This is a genomic window from Haloimpatiens massiliensis, assembly GCF_900184255.1.
GTDB classification, from domain to species: Bacteria; Bacillota; Clostridia; order Clostridiales; family Clostridiaceae; genus Haloimpatiens; species Haloimpatiens massiliensis.
In genome coordinates, this window is the sequence record NZ_LT854640.1 from 1,737,992 (window position 1) to 1,750,046 (window position 12,055).

The following is a 12,055-nucleotide window of genomic DNA, read 5'->3' on the forward strand; positions in this document are numbered from 1 at the left end:
TTATTCTATGTTTCTATACAATTTTACGTTTTCTATTGCCTCATCTGAAAAAAAAGCATTTTCACAATTAACATATATATCATTAAGAAGTTTATATTTATAAAACCCGCCACCAATTAATACTGTATAATAATATTTTTCTGAAGACTTTTTCTTTTTCATTTTATGAATATTTTTGTATATATCCTGATTTTCATCAAAAAATTTTCTATTCACTTCTTTAAAATTTCTTTTCTTAACTTTAGACGATATAATAATTATTATGTTTAAATCTCTTCCTTCATTTATAGTATGAACCATTAACACTTTGTTTTTCCGCATAACCGTTGTAAGGTCTAGTATGCCTGTTTTAAACAATATCTTATCATAATTTACAACATACCTTAAATAATTATTTTCTACTTTACTCACTACAATTATTAACGTAATCATTTGAATAAATATCAAACTTATCTTCAAAGCGGTATATAGCTTAGGAAGAGAGATAAGTATAATTAGTGCGCCAAAAAAAATAAAGCAACCAGAAAACAAAAATCGTTTAATAGATTTATTTTGTTTTCTAATTCCTTTATCTATATTCATAACCTCTCCACTCTTTCCTTTTTTATTTATCAAACACCCATAGCTTTCATTTTTTCAGCTTGTTCTGTGGTAATCAATGCATTAATAACTTCATCCATATCACCATCAAGAAAACTTTCCAATCTATATAATGTTAAACCTATTCTATGGTCAGTAACTCTACCTTGTGGATAGTTATAAGTTCTTATTCTCTCACTTCTATCTCCAGTACCCACTTGGCTCTTTCTATCTTCAGAAATCTGAGCACTTCTTTCAGCTTCAGCCTTTTCATACAATCTTGCTTTTAATACTTTAAGGGCTTTTTCTCTATTTTTTAGCTGAGACTTTTCATCCTGACAAGACACTACTATTCCCGTTGGTATGTGAGTCATTCTTACAGCAGAGTCAGTAGTATTTACACACTGTCCACCATTTCCAGATGCTCTAAACACATCTACCTTTAAATCATTTGCATTTATTTCTATTTCCACATCATCCACTTCTGGCAAAACAGCAACTGTAGCCGTTGATGTGTGTATTCTTCCGCTAGATTCTGTATCTGGAACCCTTTGAACTCTATGAACGCCACTTTCATACTTTAACTTACTATATGCACCATGTCCCTTTATCATAAATACAACTTCTTTAAATCCACCTATGTCTGTTTCATTAAAACTCATAAGTTCTATTTTCCATCCCTGACGTTCTGCATATCTTGTATACATTCTAAAAAGATTTGACGCAAATAGTGCTGCTTCTTCTCCACCAGCACCGCCTCTTATTTCCACGAAAACATTCTTATCATCATTAGGATTTTTCGGAAGCAAGGCTAATCTTAGTTCTTGCTCCATCTCATCTTTTTTAATTTCGTATTCTTTTATTTCTTCTTGAAGCATATCTTTTAATTCTTTGTCACTTTCTTCTCCTATCATCTCTTTATCAGATTCAATTGTAGAAAGTATTTCTTTATATTGTCTATACTTATTAACTATAATCTCCAAATCTGAATGTTCTTTGCATAACTTTTGCCATTCTTTTTGGTCTGCTATAATTGTTGGATCACTAATTTTTATTGACAACTCATCATATTTATTTTCTATAAAATCAAGTTTATTAAGCATTATTATCACTCCGTGTACTTATATTTTCACAATTAATTATTATAACATATTTTTTTTAACTTAACAATTAAATTTTCCCTATTACCACTCTATCATGTCCTGATAAATCTTTAAAGCACAACACTTTTTCAAAACCATTATTTTCAAAAATTTCTTTTACTGCTTCCCTTTGATTATATCCTATTTCAAAAGCAACAATTCCATGTTTTGTTAATACTTTTTTACCTTCTTCTACTATCTTTCTATAAAAATTCAATCCATCCTTACCTCCACATAATGCTATATAGGGTTCATAATTTTTAACATCTTCCATTAATGTAGGAATTACATGTTCCTCTATATAAGGAGGATTAGAAACTATAATATCAAATTTATATTCTCTTTCTGTTGCAAACTCCAAAAGATCACTTTGTATAAAATTCACTCTCTGCTCCAATGCAAATTTTTTAATATTTTCAACTGTAACCAACTTAGCTATATCTGAAATATCCGAACATATAACTTGTGTGTCCTTAACTATATTTGCTATAGATACACCTATAGCACCACTTCCACAGCAAATATCCAATACATTTTTAAGTTTATTTTCATTTATTATTTCTAAAACCTTCTCCACAAGTATTTCTGTATCCGGCCTAGGTATTAGAACTCCTTCTCTAACAAAAAAATTCATCCCCATAAATTCACATTCACCCAATATATATTTTACAGGCATCTTTTTCTTTCTCATATCTATATATTTAAAAAATTCTTCCTCCGCATGAGAATCTATCTCTAAATCTCTATTCATTATCAAAAACAATTTATCTTTGTTAAGCACCTTGCATAATAAAAGCTGCGCATCTAACATATATGTATCTATTTGCTCTTCTTTTAAAATATCATATGCCCTAGATAATATCTCTTTTATCTTCACTAAATCACCAACCCTTTTTATTCTCCACTAAGCAACTATTACACTAGCACCCTAACACCATAACGCACCCTCCTCTTATTTATATACCGTTTCTCTGGAACACTATCACTCTGACTGACAACCACAGGCACTCTGACAGCCACCAAACCAACTTCGCTTTCCTAGCACACTAACTTTCCTAACCCTCTAGCCCTCTAGCACACTAGCCCCCTATTCAACGCCTTCTGCTGCCTTAAGGGCAGTTATTGCCACCTCCAACTGTTCCAAATCCGGTTCCCTTGTAGTAAGCCTTTGAAGCTGCAATCCTGGATATGCTAGTATTTTAGATAATTTATTGGAGCTTTTACCTAGCCACCTTACAATTTCATAGGTTATACCTGATATAAGAGGAAGTAGTATGATTCTATAAACCATTCTCTCTACTATTGAATTCCAACCTGTAAGTGAAAAAATCAATATACTAACTATCATAACCAAAAATAAAAAATTTGTTCCGCATCTTGGATGAAATCTACTAAACTTTTTAGCGTTTTCTGGAGTTAGTTCTCTTCCGCTTTCGTAGCAAAAAATACTTTTATGTTCAGCTCCATGATACTGATACACTCTATTTATGTCCTTCATTTTTCCAATTAAATATATATACAATATGAAAATAGTTACTCTTATAGCACCTTCTATTATATTTAAAGCTATACTACTGTTGATTCTCTTTTTAAAAAAGTTAGCTCCTATAGTTGGCAATGCCAAAAATAATCCCATAGCAAATATAAAAGATACTAAAAGTGAAAAAAACATAAACACATCTTCAGTTTTTTCTTTAAAAATTTTTTGCATAACCCCTTCTAATTTAGAAGGTTCACTTTCCTCTTCTTCAAAAAAAGAAGCTGAGTAATTCAAAGTTTGAATTCCTATAATCATGGATTCTATAAGAACCACAAATCCTCTAACTATTGGTATAGATAACATTTTATTTCGCTTTGTAAAAGGAACTACATACTTTTTTTCTGTTACAATTTCACCGTTACTTTTTCTAACAGAAGTAGCTATGCAGTCTTTCCCTCTCATCATAACCCCCTCTATTACCGCTTGGCCTCCTACCATATTTTTTCCCTTAGACATATTTACACATCCTTTTTAAAATTACTCATTAGTACATGCAGCTTCCTTGTTTTTTAAATATAATTCTTTATACTTAATATAGCACTTTGGACAAAGTGACTCATACTCTACACTATCTTCTTTATCTATTGCCACTTGCTTACCTTCAAAAACAAATTTACCATTTACTTTTCTTCCATTTACTAAGGCTTTCTTGCCACAAGCACATATGGTTTTCAACTCTTCTATGCTATGAGCAATGAGAAGAAGTCTTTTACTTCCTTCAAAACCATTCATAAGGAAATCCGTTCTAAGACCATAGCATATAGTTGGTATATCCATCTTTACTGCTATATTAAAAAATTGGTCTATTTGATTTTTTTTAAAAAATTGAACTTCATCTACCAATATACAGTGAATCTTACCATTTTCCGTATTCCAAATCTCCACCAACTTATACACATCTTCATCTTTGTTCACCAACATATCTACTTTCCTAGTTATACCTAGTCTAGACACTATATTTTCTCCACCTTTTGTGTCTGTTTTAGGCTTAATTATAATTACATTCATTCCTCTTTCCTCATAATTATGAGCTACTTGAAGTAAGTTAGTGGATTTACCACAGTTCATGGCTCCATATCTGAAATATAATTTACTCATATTTTATCCCCCCATTTTTCTTAGGTCAATACTTTATTATTATATTTCAAAACTATTTTATAATCAAAATATATTTAAATATTTAACCTTAAAATACCTGGAAATTTTCCTGAAAAAATATATTAAAATAATCTAATTATAAACTCTTTTGTTATATTGACTATTATAAAAATTAATGATATAATCTAGTAGTTGAAAATGCCGTTATGCAGTTGTAGTTTGAGAGAGGTGAGAAGAATGAAAAAAGATTTACAACCAACATATCATCATGACGCAGTAGTTAAATGCGCATGTGGTAATACCTTTACAACTGGCTCAGTTAAAGAAGAGTTAAAGGTTGAAATTTGTTCAAAATGTCATCCTTTCTTCACCGGTAAACAAAAAATGGTGGATGCTGGTGGAAGAGTTGACAAATTCTTAAAGAAATTCAACATGAAACTAGAAGAGTAAAATCAATGGGAAAGATAATTAATTATCTTTCCCATTTTACTTTATTAAAAACATTTATAAATTCATTATTATTTTTAGTTTTAGACATTATATTTATCAAATCTTCAGTAACCGCATCGCCATTTCCAGCTTTATACATAAACTTCCTTATATTAAATGCAACCTCTTGCTCTTCTTTAGATAATAATAAGTCTTCTCTTCTCGTTCCTGATTTATAGATATCTATAGCAGGGAAAATTCTTCTTTCTTGAAGTTTTCTATCTAAGTGAACTTCCATATTTCCAGTTCCCTTAAACTCTTCATAAATCATATCATCCATTCTACTTCCTGTTTCAACTAAAGCTGTAGCTAATATAGTAAGACTTCCACCTTCTTCAATATTTCTAGCTGCTCCAAAAAACTTTTTAGGCATCAATAAAGCTCCTGGATCTAACCCACCTGATAAAGTTCTTCCTGTTGGATTTATAGTAAGGTTATATGCCCTTGCAAGTCTAGTTATACTATCTAAAAGTATCACCACATCTTGACCTTGTTCAACCATTCTTTTAGCTCTTTCTAAAACCATATAAGCTACCTTTGTGTGATGCTCTGGTTCTTCATCAAAAGTAGAATAAATAACTTCTCCATTAATAGACCTTTGCATATCTGTAACTTCTTCAGGTCTTTCATCTATTAACACTACTATCAACTTTACTTCTGGTTGATTTATTTCTATACTATGGGCAATTTTCTTTAAAAGGGTTGTTTTTCCTGCTTTAGGGGGAGCCACAATTATACCTCTTTGTCCTTTTCCAATAGGGGAGATTATATCCATCATTCTAGAAGATAAGTCATTTTGATTTGTTTCTAATTTTAATCTTTCTCTAGGATAAATAGGAACTAAAGTCTCAAATTTCTTTCTATTAATAGCCTTTTGAGGATTTTCACCATTTATTTGTTGAACATATAGAAGCGCTTTAAATTTCTCTCCTTCCTTAGGTGTTCTAACTTTTCCAACTACTTCATCACCTGTTTTTAAATTAAATTTTCTTATTTGAGACGGGGATACATAGACATCTTCAGAACTAGTTAAGTAGTTTTTTCCTCTTAAAAATCCATAGCTATTATTTTCATTTATTTCTAATACTCCTTTAGCCGTATCAGATTCTCTTATCATTTTAATTTTTTCATTAACAGTATTTTCTGCCACACCTGAGCTTTTTACCTTATTATTATTATTATTATTATCTAAACTAACCTTATTAATTTTACTCTTTTCTTTCTCTATATTTTTTTCATTACTTGAAATCACAGATTCCTTAGGTGTAATTTTTTCTACTAACACTTTTCCATTTTTATTTATGTGCACTGGAGACAACTTATTTATTTCTTGAATAAGTTCCGCCTTTTTATACTTAGAAATACTTTTCACACCTAATTCTTTAGCCACTTCTTTTAATTGAGCTAAAGTCATATTTTCAAAATCTATCCCTGACAAAAAACCATCTCCTTATATAAATTGTACTAAGACTTTTGGGATTTATAGAAGAATTTTCGTGAAATGCAATGCTTATCTATTATAACTTATATAATAGATAAAATCTATAAAAAAATATAACATCTTTATTATTATCTATTTTCATATAAAATTTCTTTATATGTATTTATATTTTTACTATATTTCCTATTATTTATTATACTTTTTATTATTTTATAGTTAGCATGTTTATTTGCCCATTTACTTGCTCATATTTATTTATCTTCTTCATAACAGAATTTTCTTCACCTATAAAAAACAATGGGGTATTTAAAGTTTCACATCCTCCTATAAGCATTTCTCTATTTACAAGTGAATTTACTTTATATTTATAACCATGAATCCTATTACACAAAGGACAATTAACTTTTAATATTAACTCCTTATTTTTAATAGAAATTTTGAAAGGGGTGATTTTATTACTTATTTGCTTTATTCCAAAAATATTAGTTTTTTCCACAACATACTTACTATGTTTATCCTTAATAGCTATAATTATATTTGTATTTAAAAGCATATAAACACACCTCCCTCTTTTATATAGAAGTTCTATACTTAAAATTAAATTCCTTCATTTATTTTATTTACTAAAAAATTTAATATGATTAAACCATAAAAGGTACAATATGGTGGAATTATGAAATTCAATACTTTTTGTGGGATAATCTTAATATACAATCACTAAGTTAAAGCCTTCAATATCCAAAATCGTTAAATTGTCTCAAAACAATTACCTGTTGGAAATTAAAGGCTATTAATTAAAATTCTATTTATTTAACGCTGCATTTATAAAACTTACAAATAACCAATGAGGTCTATTTGGTCTTGATTTTAACTCAGGATGGAATTGTACAGCTACAAACCAAGGATGATCTTTTACTTCAACTATTTCAACTAATCTTCCATCAGGACTCGTTCCAACTACTTCCATTCCTTTTTCCGTTAATACTTTTCGGAATTCATTATTGAATTCATATCTGTGTCTATGTCTCTCATAGACTATTTCACTATCATAAGACTCAAAAGATTTTGTGCTCTTTTCCAATTTACAAGGATATATGCCAAGCCTCATAGTTCCACCCATTTCATCTACATCCTTTTGTTCAGGCATTAAATCTATAACTGGATACTTAGTTTCAGGTTCTATTTCTGAACTATGAGCTCCTTTAAATCCCGCTACATTTCTAGCAAACTCTATAACAGCACATTGCATACCTAAGCATATACCTAAAAATGGTATTTTACTTTCTCTAGCATATTTTATAGCTTTAATTTTTCCTTCTACTCCTCTATCGCCAAAACCACCTGGAACTAATATTCCATCTACATTTTGCAGAAATTCTTCTACATTATCATCTTCTATATGTTCTGCATTTACCCATTTAATATTTACATTAGCGTCATTGCTAAGCCCTCCATGATTTAAAGCTTCTACTACAGATATGTAGGCATCATGTAACTCAACATATTTTCCTACTAATGCTATAGTTACATTTTTACTTAAATTTTTCATTTTACTTACCATTTGTGTCCACTCTTCTAACTCTACATCAGTGCAATTCATATTAAGTTTTTTACACACTAAATCATCTAAACCTTCCTTATGCAGTAAAAGTGGCACTTCATATAGATTGTCTGCATCTAAATTTTGAATTACCGATTCCCCATCTATATTACAAAATAATCCTATTTTATCTTTCATTTCACTTGAAAGAGGTTTTTCTGAACGACAAACTATTATATCAGGTTGAATACCTATGCTTCTTAATTCCTTAACCGAATGTTGGGTTGGTTTAGTTTTTAACTCACCTGCTTTTCCTAAATAAGGTACTAATGTAACATGTATAAAACAAACATTTTCTCTTCCAACTTCATATTTTATTTGTCTTATAGCCTCTAAAAATGGTAATGACTCTATATCTCCAACAGTACCACCTATTTCTGTTATTACCACATCTACATCTCTTTCTTTAGCTACTCTATATACTCTATTTTTTATTTCATTAGTAATATGAGGTATTACTTGTACGGTTCCACCTAAATAATCTCCTCTTCTTTCTTTAGATATAACAGACCAGTATATTTTTCCTGTAGTTACATTACTATTTTTACTTAAATTTTCATCAATAAATCTTTCATAATGTCCTAAATCTAAATCAGTTTCCGCTCCATCATCTGTAACAAAAACCTCTCCGTGTTGATATGGACTCATAGTTCCAGGATCTACATTTAAGTATGGATCAAATTTTTGAATTGATACATTCATTCCTCTATTTTTAAGCAATCTACCAAGTGAAGCTGCAGTTATTCCTTTTCCTAGTGAAGACACAACACCACCAGTTACAAATATGTATTTGGTTTTCATCAAAACTCCCCCTTTATCAAAATAGAAAATATATTCAAATTTAGTATTGACATAAAACTTTATAACTATTATAATATAAATTACCCTATAAATATAATGGGGTATTTTTATTAAAAATACATTCACTATAATATCACATTTTTATTATTCATGCTATATTTTTTTTGCATTTTATCTAAGAAATTTTTCTTCCATTATTTTTAATGTTATTTTCAACTAAATCACTTATCTGAAAATAAACTTCTCTAAACTCTCTATTTATCAAAAATTTTTCTTTAGCTTTTTTCAAATTGACACTTATAATCCTTTGACTATTTATATTTAGCTTTTTCTTCACCTCATCAGTATAATTACATTTATATTTTTTCATTGTTAAAAACAATAAATATTTACAGTTATTATCTTTCAGTATACTTACTATATCATTCTTTTCTATTCCAATTACTTCACAAATAGATTTTATTATTATTTCATACTTTTCTTCTATACCCATAAAAATTCCTCCGTATTCTTTTATATATGATTATAGACAAAATCTCATATATTTAAACACAGAGGATTTATTTATAAAAATTTATTTTTCTATTTTAAATTTTTTAATCTTATACTGCAAAGTTTGCCTAGGCATTCCTAATGTCCTAGAAGCTTTAGATATATTAAAATCATCTATGATTAATTGACTTTCTATAAATTCTCTCTCCATAGATTCTAATTTTTCTTTAAGAGTTTTTGGTGACTTTAAATTTTTACTACATCTCTCTAAATCTTTACACCCTATATAACCGCTATCTTTATAGTTAAAAATCTCTTCCACTAAATATTGAAGCTCCCTAACATTACCTGGCCATTCTAAGTTAATAATGCAATTCAAAGCATCTTCTTCTACTCCACTTATATTTTTATTAAATGTATTATTATACTTATTTATAAAATGATATATAAGCAATTTTATATCTTCTCTACGCTCTCTTAAAGGAGGTATATTTATTCTTATGACATTTAATCTATAATATAAATCTTCTCTAAGCTTCCCTTCTTTTATTATTTTTTCTGGCTTTTCATTTAGAGAAGCTATAACTCTAACATCTAAAGGTATTTCTTCTTGTCCACCAACTTTCCTTATTACCCCTTCTTGAAGAAATCTCAAGAGCTTACCTTGAAATTCTATTGGCATAGAATTTAATTCATCTAAATATAGTGTACCCCTATGGGATAGCTCCAAAATCCCCTTCTGATTTTGAGATCCTGTAAAACTTCCCTTAACTGTTCCAAACATAGTACTCTCAAATAGGTTTTCTGGTATGGCAGCACAATTTTCAGCTATAAAAGGATTATTTTTTCTTTCAGATTCATTATGAATAGCTTGTACAAAAAGTTCTTTTCCAACACCTGTTTCACCATATATAAGTACCGGTGATGAAGATAGAGAAGCCTTATATGCTTTATTCTTTTGTTCTAGTATTCCCTTACTCATACCAACTATATCTATAAAACTATACATATCATGTTTACTTTTTTCTTTGAACCATTTTGTATTATTTTCTTTTTCAAATTTTATATTTTGTTCCATATAATCGAAGTAAATTATATTTATAATTCCTTGTATTTTTTTATTACAAAATATAGGATAAGAAGAATTCACATTAATGAATTCTTCTCCTTTATAATTAACATATTTATCTTTTCTATATATAAATTGTGTTTTATCCTTCAAAGACTTAGTGATTCCCGAAGATTCTCTCATTAAATTAGGATACACCTGAAGTATACTTTTATCTTTATAACTTTTACCTATATTATGTTTTTTTTCCAAAGAAGAATTTATAAATAGTATTTGCAAATTATTATCTACTACTATAATTCCTTCTTTAAGCCCCTCCAAAAACATAAATAAAGATTCATCTAACATACTCTTCAACCCTTTACTCAATTACTGAGTGTTTATTTTTATTTCTAGCAAGGTATTTTGAATAGCATCTCCTAGTGTTCCTAAATTATAATCCACCAATATGTGTCCACCATCTTCGTTCATATCTATATCTAGTTTATTAGTTTCTAATTCTAACTGAAGCATACCATATGGAGTATTATATAAAATAACATCTTTTAATTTATCTTTAAAATTCATCTTAGTACTAGTAGTTCCCATTCTTATAAGCGATACCTTTTCAGAAGAGATTTTTAATGTAGTGGTAGTACCTTCCATGCCAGATATTTCTGTTTCATCATAAACTGCATAGAATGAATCTCCTTTCTGATAAAACTTTCCTGGAGTAACAACTTCTATTTTATCCTGCTCTTCCCCTTTTATTTTACTAGTAACTGAAATAATGGCTTTCTTGTTCATATAATCACTCTCATTTCTTACTTTATCATATATTTTTCCAGTTCTTCCTCCGTAGCAGAAGCAACCTCTATAAAATTATTAGACGGATGTTTATATTTGCCATATCTTATTACTAACTTTTCTTCATCTTTTCCCTTAGAATATCTAGCTGTAACCTTGGCTGCAAAAATAATATCTTCCTCTTCAGCTTCTCCAATTAAAATAACCATGGAACCTTTGAAATCTTTAGCAAGAAATATCACATCTTCCTCTGTTAATAACTTTTTTAGCATTTCTCCTTCTTCTGCAGTCCTAGTAGAAATTATCTTAGCATTAGGAGTTACTCTAAAATGTCTCCCTATTTTTAATAATTCTAATTGTCTATTATCCGGATTCTGATTTTCTTCTAAAAGTTCCTTTAATCTTATAGAATAATTAGGCTCTGTTAATTTACATCCTCCTGCTGGTGATGGATAATCTTTTATACCCCATTTTTTAGCAAGCTCCATTTGTTCTTTTCTTCCTCTACCACTTATACCTAAAAGTTTTTCCCTATCAACTAATCCATCTACCTCCATCTGAGTTGGAGGTAATATTTTAGCCGAAAGAGGTCTCAATATTTTATCTGCAAATCCTGATTCTTTTTTTACTATATTTAAAGAAGATTTATTTTGAGACATAGGTCTTTGGTTTAAAACTTCTCCTGTTATTATAAAGTCCCCTTGTAGTTCATCTAACATTTTTCCTGCATAATTCATCATCAAAGCATGACAATCAATGCAAGGATTCATATTTTTACCATGACCATGTTTAGGATTTTTAACTATTTTAAAATGCTCCTTTGAGAAATCTATCACTTTTAAAGGAATATCTATCTGTTTAGTCATCCTAACAGCATTTTCTTCATTAAAAAAATGGGATTTAAAGCAAATTCCTATTACCTCTATTCCCTGTTCCTTAACTAATTTAGCAGCTAATATACTATCTAATCCTCCTGATATTAAGGCAAGCGCTCTTGTCATAAAATCAACCTCACAAT

The 12,055-nt window shown here is 29.1% G+C and carries 13 protein-coding genes; 1 reads left to right on the forward strand and 12 read right to left on the reverse strand.

The genetic code is table 11. From position 1 onward, the window contains the following. The 5 genes from C1715_RS16470 to C1715_RS16490 form a co-directional block, all read right to left on the reverse strand. Nucleotides 1-582 (reverse strand): hypothetical protein, encoded by a 582-nt coding sequence (locus tag C1715_RS16470; protein ID WP_146005405.1) that lies wholly within the window; start codon nt 580-582, stop codon nt 1-3. A gap of 29 nt (nt 583-611) precedes the next feature. Continuing rightward, nucleotides 612-1,685, reverse strand: a complete 1,074-nt coding sequence (gene prfA, locus C1715_RS16475; protein ID WP_180964167.1) for a peptide chain release factor 1 — start codon at nt 1,683-1,685, stop codon at nt 612-614. 64 nt (nt 1,686-1,749) lie between these two features. Beyond that, the gene (gene prmC / locus C1715_RS16480) at nt 1,750-2,598 is read right to left on the reverse strand and encodes a peptide chain release factor N(5)-glutamine methyltransferase (RefSeq protein ID WP_102401455.1); all 849 of its coding nucleotides are present in this window, start codon (nt 2,596-2,598) and stop codon (nt 1,750-1,752) included. A gap of 210 nt (nt 2,599-2,808) precedes the next feature. Next, nucleotides 2,809-3,717, reverse strand: a complete 909-nt coding sequence (locus C1715_RS16485) for a DUF1385 domain-containing protein (RefSeq protein WP_102401456.1) — start codon at nt 3,715-3,717, stop codon at nt 2,809-2,811. Nucleotides 3,718-3,738: 21 nt separating this feature from the next. Next, the gene (locus C1715_RS16490; protein WP_102401457.1) at nt 3,739-4,359 is read right to left on the reverse strand and encodes a thymidine kinase; all 621 of its coding nucleotides are present in this window, start codon (nt 4,357-4,359) and stop codon (nt 3,739-3,741) included. Nucleotides 4,360-4,596: 237 nt separating this feature from the next. Between C1715_RS16490 and rpmE the strand changes: the two genes are divergently transcribed. Further along, a complete protein-coding gene (gene rpmE, locus C1715_RS16495) occupies nt 4,597-4,809 on the forward strand; it encodes a 50S ribosomal protein L31 (RefSeq protein WP_102401458.1) in 213 nt (70 codons plus the stop codon). Between the two features lie 22 nt (nt 4,810-4,831). Here the strand turns inward: rpmE and rho are convergent, their stop codons facing one another. The 7 genes from rho to C1715_RS16530 all read right to left on the reverse strand — a co-directional run bounded on the left by rho (nt 4,832) and on the right by C1715_RS16530 (nt 12,038). Then, a complete protein-coding gene (gene rho, locus C1715_RS16500; protein WP_423240833.1) occupies nt 4,832-6,286 on the reverse strand; it encodes a transcription termination factor Rho in 1,455 nt (484 codons plus the stop codon). Between the two features lie 208 nt (nt 6,287-6,494). After that, nucleotides 6,495-6,842: a hypothetical protein gene (locus C1715_RS16505; RefSeq protein ID WP_102401459.1), complete on the reverse strand. Its 348-nt coding sequence runs from the start codon at nt 6,840-6,842 to the stop codon at nt 6,495-6,497. A gap of 249 nt (nt 6,843-7,091) precedes the next feature. Then, entirely contained in the window at nt 7,092-8,690 is a 1,599-nt protein-coding gene (locus tag C1715_RS16510) for a CTP synthase (protein ID WP_102401460.1), read from the reverse strand. Nucleotides 8,691-8,865: 175 nt separating this feature from the next. Beyond that, complete coding sequence (locus C1715_RS16515; RefSeq protein WP_102401461.1) at nt 8,866-9,183, reverse strand: ribose-5-phosphate isomerase; 318 nt, start codon at nt 9,181-9,183, stop codon at nt 8,866-8,868. 81 nt (nt 9,184-9,264) lie between these two features. Beyond that, nucleotides 9,265-10,599 (reverse strand): sigma-54 interaction domain-containing protein, encoded by a 1,335-nt coding sequence (locus tag C1715_RS16520; protein ID WP_242971985.1) that lies wholly within the window; start codon nt 10,597-10,599, stop codon nt 9,265-9,267. Nucleotides 10,600-10,620: 21 nt separating this feature from the next. After that, the gene (locus C1715_RS16525; protein ID WP_102401462.1) at nt 10,621-11,037 is read right to left on the reverse strand and encodes a YwiB family protein; all 417 of its coding nucleotides are present in this window, start codon (nt 11,035-11,037) and stop codon (nt 10,621-10,623) included. A 17-nt stretch (nt 11,038-11,054) separates the two neighbouring features. Beyond that, nucleotides 11,055-12,038 (reverse strand): DUF814 domain-containing protein, encoded by a 984-nt coding sequence (locus C1715_RS16530; protein ID WP_102401463.1) that lies wholly within the window; start codon nt 12,036-12,038, stop codon nt 11,055-11,057. Nucleotides 12,039-12,055: the final 17 nt, after the last annotated feature.

What these genes read in the sequence shown, in the direction of transcription:
- C1715_RS16470 (WP_146005405.1), bottom strand. Translation starts at nt 582, where the DNA reads ATGAATATAGATAAAGGAATTAGAAAACAAAATAAATCTATTAAACGA.
- C1715_RS16485 (WP_102401456.1), bottom strand. Translation starts at nt 3,717, where the DNA reads ATGTCTAAGGGAAAAAATATGGTAGGAGGCCAAGCGGTAATAGAGGGG.
- C1715_RS16490 (WP_102401457.1), bottom strand. Translation starts at nt 4,359, where the DNA reads ATGAGTAAATTATATTTCAGATATGGAGCCATGAACTGTGGTAAATCC.
- rpmE (WP_102401458.1), top strand. Translation starts at nt 4,597, where the DNA reads ATGAAAAAAGATTTACAACCAACATATCATCATGACGCAGTAGTTAAA.
- C1715_RS16505 (WP_102401459.1), bottom strand. Translation starts at nt 6,842, where the DNA reads ATGCTTTTAAATACAAATATAATTATAGCTATTAAGGATAAACATAGT.
- C1715_RS16510 (WP_102401460.1), bottom strand. Translation starts at nt 8,690, where the DNA reads ATGAAAACCAAATACATATTTGTAACTGGTGGTGTTGTGTCTTCACTA.
- C1715_RS16515 (WP_102401461.1), bottom strand. Translation starts at nt 9,183, where the DNA reads ATGGGTATAGAAGAAAAGTATGAAATAATAATAAAATCTATTTGTGAA.
- C1715_RS16520 (WP_242971985.1), bottom strand. Translation starts at nt 10,599, where the DNA reads ATGTTAGATGAATCTTTATTTATGTTTTTGGAGGGGCTTAAAGAAGGA.
- C1715_RS16525 (WP_102401462.1), bottom strand. Translation starts at nt 11,037, where the DNA reads ATGAACAAGAAAGCCATTATTTCAGTTACTAGTAAAATAAAAGGGGAA.
- C1715_RS16530 (WP_102401463.1), bottom strand. Translation starts at nt 12,038, where the DNA reads ATGACAAGAGCGCTTGCCTTAATATCAGGAGGATTAGATAGTATATTA.